Consider the following 17436-nt stretch of genomic DNA (forward strand, 5'->3'; position numbering starts at 1 on the left):
TACAAGGTATATGAGCAACCTGATTACCCGTACACTTACAGGAATAGTATTTGTCGCCCTTATTATCCTATCAGCATTATACAGCACGTTAGCATTTACTTTGTTGTTTTTTGTATTTACTATTTTAGGAATCAATGAATTTTATAAGCTGGTTGAAAACCATCACTACAAGCCTCTGAGATGGATGGGTTGCATCGGTGGAGCCTTAATTTTCCTATTGGTTTCGTTTTGTTTTTTGCATATTGTACCCATAAAGCTACTATTTCTTACTCCTACTCCCCTATTTGTGCTTTTATTTGCCGAGTTGTACCGTAAAAACGAAAATCCGATACAAAATCTGGCGCTGAGCTTTATGGGAATACTCTATGTAGCCGTTCCTTTTGCATTGATGGTATCGTTGTTTTATCCGGGTTTCAACTTCACAAACATAAATAATCATATTGTATTGGGCTATTTTCTGCTCGTATGGCTCAACGATACCATGGCATACGTTACGGGGATGACACTGGGTCGTACCCGGCTTTTTGAACGAATATCACCCCAAAAAACATGGGAGGGCACGATAGGCGGGGGAGTTTTTTGTCTGGCAGGCGCATACGTGTTGTCAGTGTTTTTCACGAATATGAATAGCTGGCAATGGATGGTTATGGCTGTTGTGATAGTGGTAACTGCCAACCTTGGCGACCTGACTGAATCGCTGTTTAAACGCAGTCTGTTCATAAAAGATTCCGGTACTTTTTTCCCGGGGCATGGGGGTATTCTCGATCGTTTCGATGCCGTTTTCGGCTCAGTTCCTTTTGTTTTTGCTTATATACATATTATTTTCAGTTAATTTCAGAAATTTTTTGCAAATTTGCAGTCTCTTTTTTATCTATAATTCATTTTCATGAAAATACACAAAGAAGGATATCGCATCATATTGTTTGCCCTGCTTATTATCGTTTCATTATTATTGCTTGTTAATTACACTTTCCCTTCAATAACCCCTATTCACTATCTGCTTTATTTAGGCAGTTTAGTTGTATTTATACTCATTGTTCGTTTTTTCCGCAGCCCTGTAGTTTCTGTTGAAATTAATGAAAACCATATTTTAAGTCCTGCCGATGGCAAAATAGTAGCCATAGAAGAAGTATTTGAATCGGAATATTTTCATGAAAAACGCAAAGTAATATCGGTTTTTATGTCGGTGAACAATGTACATGTAAATCGTTATCCACTATCGGGAATTGTGGTTTTTAAGCGCTACCACCCCGGAGCATTCTGGTTTGCCTGGCGGCCAAAATCTTCCACTGAAAACGAAAGGACAACAGTGGTTGTGGAAAATAAAGACGGGCAGCAGGTGCTTATACGGCAAATAGCAGGCGGAGTAGCCCGGCGAATTGTATGTTATGCAAGAGAAAACGACAATGTACGTCAAGGAGGCGAATTGGGATTTATTAAATTTGGTTCACGGGTTGATGTTTTTCTTCCCCTTACTGCTCAGATTGATATTGATCTGAATCAAATAGTTTGGGGTGCAAAAACCATTCTCGGAAGGTTCTCCTCGTAACATTAACATCTTATTAACAATATTTTTCTTTGTGGTATTGCTATTCATTATAAATTTGCTCATTATAAACTTTAATTTTATTCAACATGAAAAAATTATTTTTCGTTTTATCTCTCGTAGGAGTTTTTGCTATTTCCACAGTTATTTCTGCACAAAATGCTCCTAAAACACAAAGTCAGAAAGAAGTAAAATCAGAAGTAAAATCAGAAAAGAAAGCTGGTTGCTGCGATAAAGCCAAAGCTGGTTGCTGTGATAAATCTAAAGCTGGCGCTGTTAAAACCGGAGGTTGCAATCATGATAAAAATGTAAAATGCGATTCTAAAAAATGTTCAAAAGCTTGCCCAGAACATGCAAAAGCAATGGAAGGCGACGTAAGTAAACCTGTTACAAAAGATAAAACAGGCGAAAAAAAGTAAATCTTTCCATAAAGACTTAAGAGAAATCCCGCTTTACAGTGGGATTTTTTATTTTATAAAATGAAACCGTTGCAAAAGTTGTGTTTTATTCATTTTCCGACTATGCTCAAAATGACAATCTAACAGTAATCCGTTGCCAAACACCAAGCATTGTCGAAGTCTGAAAAGGTTCTTGCAACAGAAAATTTTTCTTCAAACTTATAAAAACTTTAACAGGTCAGACAGGGTAAAAATTTCGTAGGTTGTATTATTAGAATGATTTACATGGTTATAATTAAAAAAAACCTGGTCAATTCCGGCATTTTTTGCCCCAAGGACATCTACATCCAAATCGTCGCCCACCATTAAACTTTGCTCGGCAACGGCACCTGTCTGGCGAAAAGCGTAGAAAAAAATACCCGGATCAGGTTTTTTTATTCCCGCATCTTCCGAAGTAATGATACAGGTAAAATATTTTCTCAGATCCGATGTCTCCATCTTTTTGTACTGCACCTCTTCAAAACCATTGGTTATGATGTGTAAAACATATTTTTGAGAAAGATATCCCAATGTTTCATGTGTACCCGGAAATACATTATTTTTAAAGGGTAAACGGGCTAAATAGGTATCGGCAAGTCTTGTCGCCAAAGCAAGGTCATTGATTCCATAATCATTAAGCGCAAGCAAAAATCGCCGGACATGTAATGTTTCCTTCTGTATCTGCCCATTACGATATTGCTCCCACAACAAATTGTTGTAATGTTTATACACCTCATAAAAAGGTTCAAAACTTGCGATACCTCGTTGGGGTAATTGTTCAAAAACAAATATCTCACGGAATGTCTGTGCACTGCTAGTTTCAAAATCCCAAATAGTTTTATCCAGGTCGAAAAAAATATGTTTGTACTGTTTCATGCTCAGTTCAAAATGGGTGGCAAAAGTAGTGAAGAAATGTTTATAATTGATTTTTACCTACTTTTGCTTTTCTTTTATAATTTTTCTGAAAATTGAAAAAATCATTATTTATTTTCCTATTATTTAGCCCTTTATTATTGGTTGCGCAGGATACCCTTTTGTATATGCAGTACAATTTGCTTAACTATGGTAATTATACAAGTTACTGTACCACATCGAACAACAACATAAATAATAAAGATACTTATCTGCAAACTATTTTTTCATACATCAGACCGGACATTCTTACCGTAAATGAGATGGCAGGGAGCAATACAACTGCCCAGCGTTTACTTTACAATACTTTGAATTGCAATGGCACAACCATTTATAGTAAAGCTGATTATGTAAATACAAACGGTTCTGACCTTGTAAGTGCGCTTTACTACAATAATCTGAAAATAGGTATTGTAAACCAATATACCATACCTACAACCTACCGCGATATCTTAATTTATAAGCTTTTTTACAAATCGCCACAACTTGCCGTTAATCACGATACCATTTTTTTTGTAGTGATTGCCGCCCATCTTAAAGCAGGAAGTAGCACTTCTGACATGCAGGAACGAGCATTCGAAACCACTGCTCTCATGAATTACCTTGGAAGCCATTCTTTACATGCCAATCGAATTGTATCGGGTGATTTTAATTTGTACGGAGTTTCGGAACAGGCTTACCAGAATCTTATTAACCATTCAAACACCAACATACGTTTTTACGATCCTGTTAATAAGGCGGGCGAATGGAATGGAAATTCATTTTATGCTCCTTACCACACACAATCTACACATACCTATTCCAATGATTGTTTTGCATCAGGCGGGCTGGACGACCGTTTTGATTTTATCCTGGTTTCGCAAAGCATAATGAACGGCATCCAACAAGTGCAATGTCTTCCACAAACATACAAAGCCATCGGAAACGACGGGCTGCATTTCAACGATGCTATAATTGATTATCCCGTAAATAACAATGTTCCTTCTAATGTACTGGATGCGCTGTACAACATGTCGGACCATCTCCCAGTTACTATGAAGATTAAAATCAATCCCCCAGGAACAGGTATTGATAATCCACGAGAAATTAATTCCTTTGGGATTAATTTTTCAAACCCCGTACAAGAATCATTGTCTATTAAAATACAAACTCCTTCTACCCGGCAACTCGAAATAAAAATTCTTGCCATTACCGGTCAGGAATTTTTTACAAAAAAAACCAATGCAAACCCAGGAGAAAACCTGCTTATTTTTTCGGTAAGCAGCCTTAAAAAGGGTATTTACCTTCTAAAGGTTTCCGATGGCAGAAATATACTGGTTAAAAAATTGGTAAAAGAATAATACCTGGTAATAATTTATAAACATATATTATTCATTCTTATGATTTTCCTCAGAATACCAACCTGCATACATCATGTAGCTGTTGGCAATACGTTGCACCTGTTCTTCGAGGAAACTGTCATTTATTGATTTTACTTTTTTTGCCGGAACGCCGGCATACACACTTCCGCTTTCCACAATAGTATTCTCAAGCACCACTGCTCCGGCAGCTATTACCGAATTACTATGTATAACTGCATGGTCCATAATTATTGCGCCCATTCCAACAAGTACATTGTCGTGGATAGTACACCCGTGGATGATGGCTCGGTGTGCAATGGAAACATTGTTTCCAATAGTTACAGATGCTTTCTGGTACGTACAATGGATGATGGCTCCGTCCTGAATATTTACATTATTGCCGATGCGAATCGAATGTACATCGCCTCTTATCACCGCATTAAACCACACACTACAGTCTTCACCCATAACAATATCACCTATTAATGTCGCATTGTCGGCAAACCAACAATTGTTTCCATAAACAGGCAAAGTCCCTTTTATAGCCTTAATTAATGCCATATTTGCTATTATTTGATAACATTACTTTTATAAAATAACAACCGATATTTATATAATGTTTGATTAAACTTCCAAAGTTTCAATTTCTGTAAAAAAGTATCAAGTTTTAAATTTATAACTAAGATTTAATCAAGTTTTTACTGTAAAAACAATTAATTAAGCTAAATATTTTAATAGAACAGACTATACTTGCCTTCGCTTCTTCTTCAGGCTTAGTATCTGACCATTTTTTGATAAAACGGTAATAAATAATAAAAACTAAAATTTATTGTATAATTGAATTTGAATAATTTAAGAATAGGATACGGATTTTTGCTGATGTAACAGATTTTAATTCTGATAAGTTAGAATGATTTTCAGATATATCCGTTCTTATTATTCATGTTTGCATGAATAAAATCAGTCTTAAATTTATTTATAATTATTAGCGTTTATCCGCTTAAATTGTGAAAATCCGTGTTCAATTTTTTTCTGATATATGGCATTCTATTTGTCCAATTGCGCTTACGTTATTGAGAAAAATTTTTAAAAAAAAGAACCATTGCCAAGGAGAAAATTTATCCTACATTAGCAGTCTTCAATTATAGTTTTCTCAGAAAATTTAGCAAATGAAAAACATTGTATGTGCACTATTTGTGATGATTCTATCTGTTTTTTTGTCTTTTGGACAAAAAAATAACATCCTGGCTTTGATACCTCAGCCAAAGACTTTTATACAAAAAAATGGAAGTTTTAAAATCAAAGCCACTTTACAGATATTTACAGAAAACGGGCAACCTCAAAATACCAAATCGGCAAAACTATTTCTGGATCAGGTAAATTTGGGGTATGGTATCAAAGGAAATGTAAATAATAAAGAATCACAACATTCCGCCATTTTATTGAAAACCAACCCAGACAGCAACTATCGGGCTGAAGGTTACCATCTGACGGTAGAAAAGAAGAAAATAACCATTGAAGGATCGCCGCAGGGAGTTTTCTACGGGCTGCAAACTTTAGCTCAACTGGTGCAGCAAAACCAGAAAAAATTATCCGTACCTTGTTGCGAAATCATTGATTATCCTGAATTTTCGTGGCGTGGAATGCACCTCGACGTCAGCAGGCACTTTTTCCCGCTAAGTTTTATCAAAAAATACATTGACTACCTTTCCATGTACAAAATGAATACCTTCCACTGGCATCTTACGGATGACCAGGGTTGGCGGATTGAAATAAAAAAGTATCCCAAACTTACGCAAACCGGGGCATGGAGAAATTACACGTTGAATGGTCATTACAGCACAATGCCCCAACAATTTGATTCTACACGTTATGGCGGTTTTTATACACAGGAAGAAATCCGCGAAGTAGTTGACTATGCCCAAAAACGTTTTGTTACCATCGTTCCGGAAATAGAAATGCCAGGGCATGCGCTTGCTGCATTGAGTGCTTACCCGGAACTTTCCTGTAGCGGTGGGCATTTTGAAGTTATTGGAAACTGGGGCGTTTTTGAAGATGTTTTTTGTACCAAAGAAGAAACATTCACTTTTTTGCAGGATGTGCTTTCCGAAGTAATGGATTTATTTCCGGGAAAATACATACATATTGGCGGCGATGAATGTCCTAAGGAACGGTGGAAAAAATGCCCGGTATGTCAGCAAAGAATAAAAGACGAAGGGTTAAAAGACGAAAATAAACTGCAAAGTTATTTTATTGCAAGAATAGAAAAGTTTGTAAATTCCAAAAGCCGCTCCATAATCGGGTGGGACGAGATATTGGAAGGCGGGCTTGCGCCAAATGCAACGGTGATGTCGTGGCGCGGAACTGAAGGCGGTTTAGCAGCAGCAAAGCTGAAACACAACGTGGTAATGGCGCCAGGCTCTCATTGTTATTTTGATTATTATCAAGGTAATCCTAAATTTGAGCCTTTGGCAATAGGCGGATTTATCCCTGTGGAAAAAGTTTATCAGTTTGATCCGATTCCCGCAGGCTTAAATCCGGAAGAAAATAAATACATACTCGGTGGCCAGGCAAATGTTTGGACAGAATACATTCCCGATGGCAAACAAGTAGAATACATGATTTTTCCACGTATGTGCGCCCTTTCCGAAGCATTGTGGACTTACCCTCAAAATAGGGATTTTGAATCGTTCAAAAAAAGACTTTTATCCCATCTGAAATTATATGATCATTTGAATATCAATTATTCAAAAGCGATGTTTGCATTAAAGTTCCAGGTTTCTAAAGGAAAAGCTCCGCTGACGGTTACTCTGGCAGGGGAGCCGGGAATTGAAATCAGGTATAATACGGATGGTTCGGAGCTGACAGGAAAAACTATCCTGTATTCTTCTCCAATTTCCATTTCCAAAACTTGTTTGTTGCAGGCAGGTAATTTTTCCGGAGGAAAGTTATGCAGCCCGGTTTTAAGCCAGCAGTTTTATGTAAATCCGGCTACCGGAAAAAACGTAACCTTAACCTATCCTCCTCACGAAAATTATAATGTTGGCGGAGCAGCTACCCTTACCGATGGAATTTTGGGTAGAATTCCCTGGTATGGTGGCGAATGGTTAGGCTTTAATGGAAAAAACTGCGAAGCAATTCTTGATCTGGAAAAAACAACAAAAATTTCCAAAGTCATTGTGGATGTTTTAAATGCAGAAAGTAGTTGGATCTATCTGCCTAAAAGCATCGAAGTTTTTATTTCACCGGATGGTGTTAATTTTACTTCTGTAAAAAAAATTTCCGAAAAGGAAATAGTGGAAATGCAGCGTAAAATGATTTTGGAAACCGATGGTTTACAAACAAGATATCTGAAAATTGTAGTGGAAAACAACGGAAAAATTCCGGATGGGAAACCTGGTGCCGGTTACGACGCTTGGTTGTTTGTGGACGAAATTTTGGTAGAATAAACCGTTTCGCTAAAGTGTAGAATTCAATAATTTTCCTGAATTCAGCAACTTTTCCACATATTTTTCCCTCAGAGCGATTTCCAGAACATGCATGTAATTAAAATTATGCATATCCGTGCCTAAGAAATCTACCAGACCTTTGTCAACAAGTTTTTCTGCAATTTTTTTAACAGTAGCATTGTAGTATCCCCCCAGCGAAATAGTATTTATTTGCAGAAAAACGCCTCTCTCCTTTAACTCCTGGAATTTATCCAACTCGTTAAACCAATAGGAATACCGTTCAATATGAGCAAGAATCACCTTATAGCCGTCAATTTGCAAATCGAAAATAAATTGTTTCAGGTTGGGATGGGAATTATAATAGGAAAGCTCCACAAGAACATAATTATTTCCAAAAGTCATCAACTTGCCATTTTTGTATTTTTCCTCAAAACGATCATCCATAAGATATTCGGCAGCAGCTTCAATAATTATAGGAATTCCAGCGTCTTTTACACCTTTTTTTACTTTTTCCAGCCCATTAAGAATAATTTCAGGGGTATTAGTAAAAAACTCTCCTTGAATATGTGGGGTGGTAATCAGTTTGCGGAAGCCCAGTTGGCTCATCCTTCGTATCAGGTCAACGGACTCTTCCAAGGTTTTCACCCCGTCGTCTATTCCCGGAATGAGGTGTGAGTGCATATCAACTCCCAGCAACCCCATGTCAAGCGGCTGCGTTAACTTTTTCTCCTTAAACAGATTGTTCAGTAAATTCATTATCTTATGGTGTGTCCTCGCTCAACTTGTACTGTAATAAATTATCTTTTAACATATTGCTGCTCATAATATTTTTGATAATCACCCGAAGTAAGATGGTTGATCCAGTCTTCGTTAGCCAAATACCAGTCCACCGTTTCTTCAAAACCTTCGGCAAAGCGGATGGTTGGAGTCCAACCCAATTCCGTGTGTAATTTAGTAGCGTCAATGGCATAGCGGAGATCGTGTCCGGCACGGTCTTTTACGAAAGTGATCAACTGAGCAGAAGTTCCTTCCGGACGACATAGTTTCTTGTCCATGATTTCGCAAAGTTTTTTTACCAAATCAATGTTTTTCCATTCGTTATTACCACCAATATTATAAGTTTCACCATTTTTCCCCCTATGAAAAATCAGGTCAATGGCTTTGGCATGGTCTTCCACATATAGCCAGTCGCGTACGTTTTCTCCCTTTCCATACACCGGTAAAGGTTTGCTATGCCGGATGTTATTGATACAGAGTGGTAACAATTTTTCCGGAAACTGGAAAGGGCCATAGTTGTTGGAACAGTTGGATACCACTATCGGCAAGCCGAAAGTGTGGTGATAGGCTCTAACCAAATGATCTGAACTTGCTTTGGATGCAGAATACGGACTCCTTGGGTCGTAAGCAGTTGTTTCCTTGAACGATCCTGTTTTGCCCAGAGAGCCATACACTTCGTCGGTTGAAATATGGTAAAAACGTTTGCCTTCCATATTATCTTTCCAGATATGCCGGGCTGCATTCAGCAGGTTGACGGTTCCCACTATATTTGTAAAAATAAATTCATTAGGATTAGAAATGGAACGATCCACGTGCGATTCAGCAGCAAGATGAATTACCCCGTCGAACCGATATTTTTCAAAAAGCTCAAAAATGTGTTTTTCGTCCACGATGTCGGCTTTTACAAACTCATAATTGGGTTTGTTTTCCACATCTTTCAGATTTTCAAGATTACCTGCATACGTTAGCTTGTCCAGGTTGATAATTTTATAGTCGGGATATTTATTTACAAATAACCTGACTACGTGTGAGCCGATGAACCCGGCACCTCCGGTGATTAGCAGAGTTTTCATTACTTAATAGATTTATATGTTACTATTTACTTGATTTTTACCGTTTCAAAAGAGCCTGTTCCCATTTCCATGCTGAGAAGGTCATATCGTCGAGGCTAAGCTCTGCTTTCCAGCCCAATTCCTGGTTGGCAAAAGTGGTGTCTGCCCAAACTTTTTCTACATCTCCCTGGCGGCGTTCCACGATTTTATAATTTAATTTCTTTCCTGAAGTCTTTTCAAACGAATTAATTACTTCCAGTACAGAAAATCCGTTACCGGTTCCGAGATTGAAAATTTCAAGAGCTTTTTTGGTTTTACCGTTAAGCATTCTATCCACTGCAACCACATGTGCTTTGGCAATGTCCACCACATGAATGTAATCACGGATGGGTGTTCCGTCGGGAGTATTGTAATCGTTGCCAAACACACGCAAAAAATCCCGTTTTCCGATGGCTGTCTGGGTAATGTAAGGCATCAGGTTGTTGGGCACACCGATGGGCAATTCGCCGATGAGTGCCGAAGGATGCGCACCAATAGGGTTAAAATAACGGAGAGCTATTGCTTTAAGGTTGGTTACGGCAATTGTATCGCGGATTATCGCTTCCGAAATTTGCTTGGTGTTTCCGTAAGGGCAAAAAGCTTCTTTGATTGGAGAAGTTTCCTTTACGGGAAGTTCATCCGGCTGCCCATAAACTGTACAAGATGAAGAAAAAACAAAATTATTAATTCCATTTTTTTTCATCCCATCAAGAATATTTATCAGTGAGAACAGGTTGTTCCGGTAATATTTTAAGGGTTCAGCTACCGATTCGCCAACAGCCTTAAAAGCAGCAAAATGAATGATGGCAGCAATATCTTTATTTTTTGCAAAGAAGTCGCGTGTTAGTCCGCTATCTGCCAAGTCAAACTTTTCAAATGCCGGACGGATGCCGGTAATTTCTTCAATATTATCGAGTACTCCTATTTCGGAATTACTGAGATTGTCAACAATTATAACCTCGTAGCCCTTGTTTTGCAGTTCTACCACGGTATGCGAACCTATAAATCCGGTACCTCCGGTTACTAATATTTTCATTTTTTTATTTAATAAATTTCAGTTTACTAATTTATGGACTTTCCCGTTTTCCAACTGATATTTTTCTTTGCTTTCGGGACACATTGCTATACCATTTTTATCAAAATTCAGGCGATAACCGTATTCACTCATCCACCCGATCTGTTTTGCAGGATTTCCAACCACCAGTGCATAGGCTGGTATTTCCTTGGTAACTACTGCACCAGCACCTATAAAGGCAAACTCTCCAATGTTGTGTCCGCACACGATGGTAGCATTGGCTCCAATGGAAGCACCCTGTTTAACAATAGTTTGCAAATATTGTCCTCTACGGTTTACTGAGCTTCTCGGATTAATCACGTTGGTAAAAACCATAGAAGGACCCAAAAAAACATCGTCTTCACAGATCACTCCGGTATAGATAGATACATTGTTTTGTACTTTCACATTTTTCCCAAGCACAACACCCGGCGAAACCACTACATTTTGCCCGATGTTACAGTTTTCGCCGATGATACAATTGCTCATAATATGCGAAAAATGCCAAATTTTAGTCCCCTTACCTATCTTACAATCTTTGTCCACGATAGCTGTTTCGTGCGTAAAAAACTCTTTATCCATAGCTTACTGATTATTTACAAATTCGAGTACCGAAGAAGTAATGAGGTTTAATTGTTCTTCATCCAGTTCGGTGTGCATGGGTAAGGAAATTACCGACTTGCCCAACATTTCTGAAACCGGAAAATCACCATCTTTGTAGCGTGGATCCAGATAGGCTTTTTGAAGATGCAGGGGTACAGGATAATAAATCATTGCCGGTATTTCTTTCTGCTGAAGGAATTCCTGAAGCTTATTCCTTTCAAATCCGGTGGTTACCAATGTGTATTGGTGAAATACATGGGTTGAATTTTTTGCCTGTTTGGGGGTTATCAATTTGGGATTTCCGGCAAATGCTTTGTCGTAAAAATCAGCAACAGCATTTCTTGCTTTCGCATAATTATCCAGATATTGTAATTTAACCTTGAGTATGGCAGCCTGAATACTATCTAATCTTGAATTAACTCCAATGTAATCATGATAATATCTAACCACCATACCATGATTAGCTACTATGCGAAGTTGTTTTGCCAATTCATCATCATTGGTAAAAACGGCTCCACCATCTCCATAGCAGCCAAGGTTTTTGGAAGGGAAAAAGCTAGTACATCCCATTTCTCCAATAGTTCCTGCCTTTTTACGGGTTCCATCTTTAAAAATGTATTCTGCACCAATTGCTTGGGCAGTATCTTCTATTACAAATAGCTTATACTTTTTTGCAATCTCAAGAATAGCATCCATATCAGCACATTGTCCAAAAAGATGTACTGGGACAATGGCTTTGGTTTTCGCAGTTATTGCTTTTTTTATGGCTTCGGGATTGATATTAAAAGTATCGGGATCCACATCAACCAAAACCGGAGTCAGACCTAACAATGCGATCACTTCTGCCGTAGCAATAAAAGTGAAAGTAGTGGTAATCACTTCGTCTCCGGGTTTTAAATTTAGTGCCATCATAGCAATCTGCAGGGCATCTGTTCCATTAGCACAAGGAATAACATGTTTTACACCAAGATATTTTTCCAGATCCGTCTGAAAGTTTTTTACTGCCGGACCATTAATAAAAGCCGTAGAATCTATCACTTCATGAATTGCACCATCTACTTCTGCTTTAATCTTTTCATATTGACCTTTTAGGTCAACCATTTGTATTTTCCTCATTTTCAATAAAAATTTATAAATTGTATAAAATCTTTGCAAATATAGGCTTTTTGAACCTTTTAAAAATATAACGCTGTAAAAAGCGTTTTATGTGTGTTTTTACTACTTTTGCCCTAATTATTAAAAATATGAGAATTAGATACTTCCTTTTTGTTTTATTTTTTTTTATTTGCCTTACATTCAATGCTTTTACACAGGTAAGTATAAAGGATTCAGCCATTAATGCTACTTTGATTCAGGCACATTATAGTTACCAGTTTCCCGGAGGCGATTTGGGAGACAGATTTGGAAACAATTCGTCAGTGGGAGGAGGAATTACATATAAATTTAAGAAAAACTGGGTTTTAGGGGCTGAGGCGTCTTTCATTTTTGGAGAAAAAATAAAAAATGAATATTCCATTTTATCAAATATTGCAACGAAAGAAGGTTATATCATTGATGCCAACGGAACTTATACTGAAATAAGAATGTTTGAACGTGGATTTCAAGTGGGTGGAACATTCGGGAAAATCATTCCTTTTTTTAGTCATAATCCTAATTCTGGACTAACTATTACATTGGGTGGTGGTTATATACAACATAAAATCCGGATAGAAGACCGCAATAATGCAACTCCGCAGCTTAAAAAAGATTATTTGAAAGGCTACGATCAGCTAACCGACGGCTTTTATGTGAATGGTTTCCTGGGATATGTTTATCTTGGAAATAATAAACTGGTGAGCTTTTATGCCGGAATCGAATATAATCTGGCTTATACGCAATCAGTAAGGGGGTACAGCTTCACAACCATGGAATATGACAACAAAAAACGTACTGATATTCTGACAGGAGTAAAAATTGGATGGATTATTCCTTTGTATCAACAGGCTCCGGCTAAATATTATTATAACTAACGTTTGTAAATATTTGTAGTTAAACTTATTCTAAAAGATTTAATGTCATTACTTTATAATTTTTTCATTTATACTTATTTACTTGCTATTCACATTTCTGCATTTTTTAATGCCAAAGCAAAAAAATGGGTACAAGGCAGAAAACAAATTTTTAGGCAATTTGAAAAAAATATAGATACTAATAAAAAAATTATTTGGTTCCATTGTGCATCTCTTGGCGAATTTGAACAGGGACGGCCCGTAATGGAGGCATTTAGAGAAAAACATCCTGAATTTAAGATACTTGTTACGTTTTTTTCACCTTCGGGGTATGAAATACGGAAAAGTTACAAGGGAGCCGATCATATTTTTTATCTTCCGATGGATACCCGTAGGAACGCCCGCCGATTTATCCGGTTTGTACACCCCGAACTGGTTTTTTTCATCAAATACGAATTCTGGTTCAATTATCTAAATTACCTTAAAATCAACAATATACCTGTTTTTCTTGTTTCCGGTATTTTCAGACCTTCCCAGCATTTTTTTCAAATATATGGGGGTTGGTTTCGCAGGAGATTGCAAAGTTTTAGTTATTTCTTTGTTCAGAATTCTGATTCTATGCAATTATTGCATCGGATCAATCTGGAAAGTGTTATTATTAGCGGTGATACCCGCTTCGACAGAGTTTTTTCCATTGCCTCACAAGCAAAAGATTTTCCCCTTGTGAAACAATTTGCCGACGGAAATCAGGTATTTCTGGCAGGCAGCAGTTGGCCTGCCGATGAAATACTTATCAACGAACTGGTGAAACAGGAAATTCCAGGATTAAAGTTTATCATCGCGCCTCACGAAGTGCACCCCGAACATATCAATGCATTACTGGAAATGTTACCAAAACCTGCACTTAAATTTTCAGAAGCCAACGAGGAAAATATCCATTCTACAGATATTCTTGTTGTGGATAGTATTGGGATATTATCAGGGTTATACCGATATGCAACAATGGCTTACATAGGTGGTGGCTTTGGAAAGGGAATTCATAATATTTTAGAAGCCGCAACCTTTGGCATTCCGGTTATTTTTGGAACACAATACCATAAATTTCAGGAAGCTATTGATTTAATTGCACTTAATGGCGCCTTTACTATTAAAACCGCAACAGAATTGCAAATGGTTTGCCAAAGCTTGCTTTTTAACAACGATGCTTACCAAAAGTCGGCAGATGCATGCCGTCAGTATGTTGAAAATAACAGGGGGGCTACGGATAAAGTACTTTCTGTGGCAGAATTGTATTTAAAATAACTTTATAATAACTACTAATACAATAAATTGCAGTTTATTCTCTATTTAATTTTTCTTTTTTTTACAGGCTTGTTTTCATTCATGCCTTTCTGGTTGCTGTACCGCCTTTCTGATCTTCTTTTTCTTTTACTTTTTTACGTTTTTCGGTACAGGAAAAAGGTAGTAATAAAAAATTTAGAGAATGCATTTCCTCAAAAAAATACTAAAGAAATATTCTATATTGCCCGCGGTTTTTATCACAATCTTTGTGATATCCATATTGAAAGAATTAAAGGATTCAGTATCAGCAAAAGAACAATTGTAAAACGATACAAAATCCTCAATCCTGAAATTTTACTGGCAAATTACAACAAAGGAGAAAGCGTCATAGCTTTGGCAGGTCATTGTTCCAATTGGGAATGGGGCGCCTTTGCAGGAGGGTTACAAACTATTCATACAAACATAGCATTTTACAAGCCTCTGTCAAATAGATATATAGATAATTTTATGCAAAGAATCAGGGCAAAATGTAAAACCAAGTTGGTTTCTATTTACACAACTGCCCGGACTTTTAAAGATTATAAAAATACTTTGTGCGTTTACCTTATGATTGCCGACCAAAGTCCTTCCAATGTGCAGAAAGCCTACTGGGTAAATTTTCTGCATCAGGATACAGCCTGTTTGCACGGACCGGAAAAATACGCCTGTTTGTACAATTTACCTTTGTATTTTCTTGATATTCGCAGAGTAAAAAGAGGATATTATGAAGTTGAAATACTAAAACTGATTGATAACCCGAATGATTACAAAGAAGGTCAGATTACAGAAAAATACATGCAGATTCTGGAGTCAGTAATTCGCAGAAGTCCCGAAAACTGGTTATGGTCGCATCGTCGCTGGAAAAAGAAACGTATTAATTCTCCTCTTTGTACATCGAATCAATAACTTCTTTATATTTTTCGGCTAACACTTTTCTTTTAATTTTCAATGTCGGGGTCATTTCTCCGGTTTCCACGCTCAATTCGTCGGATGAAAGAACAAATTTTTTAATTCGTTCAAAATGTGCAAGTTCCAATTGTAAATGATGAAGTTTTTCTTCATAAAGTTTCCTGATAAGTGGATGGTTTACCAGTTCTTTTCTTGAGCTGGTACGAATACCTTGTTCTTCCGCATATTTTTCAAGTAAAGAAAATGATGGAAAAATTATAGCAGAAATGTACTTTTTTTCGTTACCAATCACTGCTATTTGTTCAAAAAACGGATCATTTTTAACCAGTAATTCTAATTTCTGAGGAGCAATATACTTGCCGGAAGAGGTTTTGATAATATCTTTAATTCTATCAAAAACAACCAAGTGTATTCCATCAATAAGCCTTCCTGCATCCCCGGTATGGAACCAGCCGTCGCTAAAACTTTCGGTTGTAACCTTTGGTTTTTTATAATATCCCCTGGTAACGCCATTTCCCTTTACCAAAATTTCATCGTTTTCTCCAATTTTTACCTGAACACCAGGCATAAGACTACCGGTAGAAGTACGGTCGAAACCTTGATACGGATAACAACAAACTGTTGCTGAAGTTTCTGTAAGCCCATAACCATACATAATAAATATTCCTGCAGAATGGAAGAACTTAATAATATGGTCGGATAAAGGAGCTCCGGCACAAGGCATAAAACGGATTCTGCCTCCAAAAACATCACGACCTTTTTTCAAGACAATAAAGTTGGCAAAAAGATATTTCAGATGAAACCATAGGGGTTGCTTTTGATGTAACCGTTTTTGTTCCGACCTGATATATCCAATATTTAGCGCCCAATAGAAGATTTTTTTTTCAATCGGCTTACTCGTTTCGAGCAATGCCATAGCAGCTTCGTAGGTTTTTTCAAAAAAACGCGGAACGGCACACATGATGGTAGGTTTTACTTCCCGGATAGTATGGATTATATCCTTAGGGTTTTTCAGAAAATAATTGGTCATCCCTTTTGCAAGAACAAAGTATGTCCAAAATCTTTCAAATACATGGCTAAGCGGGAGAAAGCACATAGAAACATCTTTATGGCTTACATTCAACCGTTCATCATGAATTTGTACGGTATTCAGGATATTTTGCTGGTCGAGTATCACACCTTTGGGTTCTCCTGTTGTACCCGAAGTATATATAATTGTAGCAATATCATCGGGCAGCATATTCTTTTGCCGGCGTTTCAATTCGGCAGTAATGTTTTCATCTTTTTTGTTTCTGATAAAATCTGAAAAATAAACTGATTCTTCTCTTTCATGCAAATCAACAGCAGGATCGTAAACAATTATTTTTTTCAACGAAGGACATTTCCCCATAAGCAATAGCACTTTATCATATTGAATCTGTTCGCCAACAAAAACATGGCTTATTTCGGCTTCATCAATGATATACTTTGCATAAGCTGAAGATTCCGAGGCATAAATGGGTACTGAAATACACCGTGAAAGCATGATACCCAAATCGGACATTGTCCATTCCGGCATATTCTGTGAAAAAATACCAATAGTACTGTTTTCGGGCAGGTTATCGGCAACAAGAGCCCGCGCAACTTGTTCGATATTCTGCAAAAGTTTAGTCCAACTTATTCCTTCCCATGTATTTGAGGAAAGGTTCTTAAAATAAAGAGCATTCCGGTTTTTATACCGTTGTGCCTGTTCTTTGATTATTGATATATAGTCCTGGTACATAATGCAATACGATTAACAAATAGTAATAATAAGCACCAAAATTATAGATGAATATTACAATATTTTCCCCTGTGCAGTAGCAAAAATTGTTGTTTGCACATTGCAAAAGTAATAAAAAAAAGCATTATCTATATTATTGATTACCAATACGTATTCAAAATATAATTGTTTTACAAGTGTATAGTGAAAAAAGCAAAACCGGTAATGTTAGTTAAATTGAGTTATGTATTTTTACAATTTTAATCATG

16 protein-coding genes are annotated in these 17436 nt (G+C 37.1%); 8 read left to right on the forward strand and 8 right to left on the reverse strand.

Features of this window, described 5'->3' with window-relative positions; genetic code table 11:
* The first annotated feature begins 10 nt into the window (after positions 1-10).
* From M0R21_06225 to M0R21_06235, 3 genes are all read left to right on the forward strand, one after another.
* Complete coding sequence (locus tag M0R21_06225) at positions 11-832, forward strand: phosphatidate cytidylyltransferase (GenBank protein MCK9617417.1); 822 nt, start codon at positions 11-13, stop codon at positions 830-832.
* Positions 833-886: 54 nt separating this feature from the next.
* Positions 887-1549 (forward strand): phosphatidylserine decarboxylase family protein, encoded by a 663-nt coding sequence (locus tag M0R21_06230; GenBank protein ID MCK9617418.1) that lies wholly within the window; start codon positions 887-889, stop codon positions 1547-1549.
* A gap of 86 nt (positions 1550-1635) precedes the next feature.
* On the forward strand, positions 1636-1965 hold the full coding sequence (locus tag M0R21_06235) for a hypothetical protein (GenBank protein ID MCK9617419.1): 330 nt from the start codon (positions 1636-1638) through the stop codon (positions 1963-1965).
* Between the two features lie 198 nt (positions 1966-2163).
* Here the strand turns inward: M0R21_06235 and M0R21_06240 are convergent, their stop codons facing one another.
* The gene (locus M0R21_06240; protein MCK9617420.1) at positions 2164-2859 is read right to left on the reverse strand and encodes a YjjG family noncanonical pyrimidine nucleotidase; all 696 of its coding nucleotides are present in this window, start codon (positions 2857-2859) and stop codon (positions 2164-2166) included.
* Between the two features lie 164 nt (positions 2860-3023).
* Here M0R21_06240 and M0R21_06245 point away from each other — a divergent pair, with 164 nt between their 5' ends.
* Complete coding sequence (locus tag M0R21_06245) at positions 3024-4235, forward strand: T9SS type A sorting domain-containing protein (GenBank protein ID MCK9617421.1); 1212 nt, start codon at positions 3024-3026, stop codon at positions 4233-4235.
* Between the two features lie 27 nt (positions 4236-4262).
* On the opposite strand, the gene M0R21_06250 is transcribed toward M0R21_06245, so the two are convergent.
* The gene (locus tag M0R21_06250) at positions 4263-4796 is read right to left on the reverse strand and encodes a gamma carbonic anhydrase family protein (protein ID MCK9617422.1); all 534 of its coding nucleotides are present in this window, start codon (positions 4794-4796) and stop codon (positions 4263-4265) included.
* Positions 4797-5404: 608 nt separating this feature from the next.
* Here M0R21_06250 and M0R21_06255 point away from each other — a divergent pair.
* Positions 5405-7684, forward strand: coding sequence for a glycoside hydrolase family 20 protein (locus M0R21_06255; protein MCK9617423.1), 2280 nt, complete (start codon positions 5405-5407; stop codon positions 7682-7684).
* Between the two features lie 9 nt (positions 7685-7693).
* On the opposite strand, the gene M0R21_06260 is transcribed toward M0R21_06255, so the two are convergent.
* Genes M0R21_06260 through M0R21_06280 form a run of 5 tightly spaced genes read right to left on the reverse strand, consistent with a single transcriptional unit; the run spans position 7694 to position 12325 of the window.
* On the reverse strand, positions 7694-8440 hold the full coding sequence (locus tag M0R21_06260; GenBank protein MCK9617424.1) for a hypothetical protein: 747 nt from the start codon (positions 8438-8440) through the stop codon (positions 7694-7696).
* Positions 8441-8481: 41 nt separating this feature from the next.
* Positions 8482-9534 (reverse strand): dTDP-glucose 4,6-dehydratase, encoded by a 1053-nt coding sequence (rfbB, locus tag M0R21_06265; protein MCK9617425.1) that lies wholly within the window; start codon positions 9532-9534, stop codon positions 8482-8484.
* Between the two features lie 37 nt (positions 9535-9571).
* Positions 9572-10588: a UDP-glucose 4-epimerase GalE gene (galE, locus tag M0R21_06270; protein ID MCK9617426.1), complete on the reverse strand. Its 1017-nt coding sequence runs from the start codon at positions 10586-10588 to the stop codon at positions 9572-9574.
* 18 nt (positions 10589-10606) lie between these two features.
* Positions 10607-11188 carry an N-acetyltransferase gene (locus M0R21_06275; protein ID MCK9617427.1) on the reverse strand — a complete coding sequence of 194 codons (582 nt, stop codon included), beginning with the start codon at positions 11186-11188 and terminating at the stop codon, positions 10607-10609.
* Positions 11189-11191: 3 nt separating this feature from the next.
* The gene (locus tag M0R21_06280) at positions 11192-12325 is read right to left on the reverse strand and encodes a DegT/DnrJ/EryC1/StrS family aminotransferase (GenBank protein MCK9617428.1); all 1134 of its coding nucleotides are present in this window, start codon (positions 12323-12325) and stop codon (positions 11192-11194) included.
* Between the two features lie 128 nt (positions 12326-12453).
* Here M0R21_06280 and M0R21_06285 point away from each other — a divergent pair, with 128 nt between their 5' ends.
* The 3 genes from M0R21_06285 to M0R21_06295 all read left to right on the forward strand — a co-directional run bounded on the left by M0R21_06285 (position 12454) and on the right by M0R21_06295 (position 15423).
* Entirely contained in the window at positions 12454-13218 is a 765-nt protein-coding gene (locus M0R21_06285; protein MCK9617429.1) for a hypothetical protein, read from the forward strand.
* Positions 13219-13260: 42 nt separating this feature from the next.
* A complete protein-coding gene (locus M0R21_06290; GenBank protein MCK9617430.1) occupies positions 13261-14499 on the forward strand; it encodes a 3-deoxy-D-manno-octulosonic acid transferase in 1239 nt (412 codons plus the stop codon).
* An 81-nt stretch (positions 14500-14580) separates the two neighbouring features.
* Positions 14581-15423 carry a lysophospholipid acyltransferase family protein gene (locus tag M0R21_06295; GenBank protein MCK9617431.1) on the forward strand — a complete coding sequence of 281 codons (843 nt, stop codon included), beginning with the start codon at positions 14581-14583 and terminating at the stop codon, positions 15421-15423.
* Here M0R21_06295 and M0R21_06300 read toward each other — a convergent pair.
* Complete coding sequence (locus M0R21_06300; protein MCK9617432.1) at positions 15392-17188, reverse strand: long-chain fatty acid--CoA ligase; 1797 nt, start codon at positions 17186-17188, stop codon at positions 15392-15394. The two genes, M0R21_06295 and M0R21_06300, sit on opposite strands and share 32 nt — an antisense overlap.
* Positions 17189-17436: the final 248 nt, after the last annotated feature.

Source organism: Lentimicrobiaceae bacterium (assembly GCA_023227965.1).
Classification (GTDB): domain Bacteria; phylum Bacteroidota; class Bacteroidia; order Bacteroidales; family JALOCA01; genus JALOCA01.

Excerpts from the sequence above, each read along its gene's own strand:
- M0R21_06280 (MCK9617428.1), bottom strand. The coding sequence starts at position 12,325 with ATGAGGAAAATACAAATGGTTGACCTAAAAGGTCAATATGAAAAGATT.
- M0R21_06295 (MCK9617431.1), top strand. The coding sequence starts at position 14,581 with ATGCCTTTCTGGTTGCTGTACCGCCTTTCTGATCTTCTTTTTCTTTTA.
- M0R21_06235 (MCK9617419.1), top strand. The coding sequence starts at position 1,636 with ATGAAAAAATTATTTTTCGTTTTATCTCTCGTAGGAGTTTTTGCTATT.
- rfbB (MCK9617425.1), bottom strand. The coding sequence starts at position 9,534 with ATGAAAACTCTGCTAATCACCGGAGGTGCCGGGTTCATCGGCTCACAC.
- M0R21_06285 (MCK9617429.1), top strand. The coding sequence starts at position 12,454 with ATGAGAATTAGATACTTCCTTTTTGTTTTATTTTTTTTTATTTGCCTT.
- M0R21_06260 (MCK9617424.1), bottom strand. The coding sequence starts at position 8,440 with ATGAATTTACTGAACAATCTGTTTAAGGAGAAAAAGTTAACGCAGCCG.
- M0R21_06225 (MCK9617417.1), top strand. The coding sequence starts at position 11 with ATGAGCAACCTGATTACCCGTACACTTACAGGAATAGTATTTGTCGCC.
- M0R21_06230 (MCK9617418.1), top strand. The coding sequence starts at position 887 with ATGAAAATACACAAAGAAGGATATCGCATCATATTGTTTGCCCTGCTT.
- M0R21_06255 (MCK9617423.1), top strand. The coding sequence starts at position 5,405 with ATGAAAAACATTGTATGTGCACTATTTGTGATGATTCTATCTGTTTTT.
- M0R21_06300 (MCK9617432.1), bottom strand. The coding sequence starts at position 17,188 with ATGTACCAGGACTATATATCAATAATCAAAGAACAGGCACAACGGTAT.
- M0R21_06240 (MCK9617420.1), bottom strand. The coding sequence starts at position 2,859 with ATGAAACAGTACAAACATATTTTTTTCGACCTGGATAAAACTATTTGG.
- galE (MCK9617426.1), bottom strand. The coding sequence starts at position 10,588 with ATGAAAATATTAGTAACCGGAGGTACCGGATTTATAGGTTCGCATACC.
- M0R21_06290 (MCK9617430.1), top strand. The coding sequence starts at position 13,261 with ATGTCATTACTTTATAATTTTTTCATTTATACTTATTTACTTGCTATT.
- M0R21_06245 (MCK9617421.1), top strand. The coding sequence starts at position 3,024 with ATGCAGTACAATTTGCTTAACTATGGTAATTATACAAGTTACTGTACC.
- M0R21_06275 (MCK9617427.1), bottom strand. The coding sequence starts at position 11,188 with ATGGATAAAGAGTTTTTTACGCACGAAACAGCTATCGTGGACAAAGAT.
- M0R21_06250 (MCK9617422.1), bottom strand. The coding sequence starts at position 4,796 with ATGGCATTAATTAAGGCTATAAAAGGGACTTTGCCTGTTTATGGAAAC.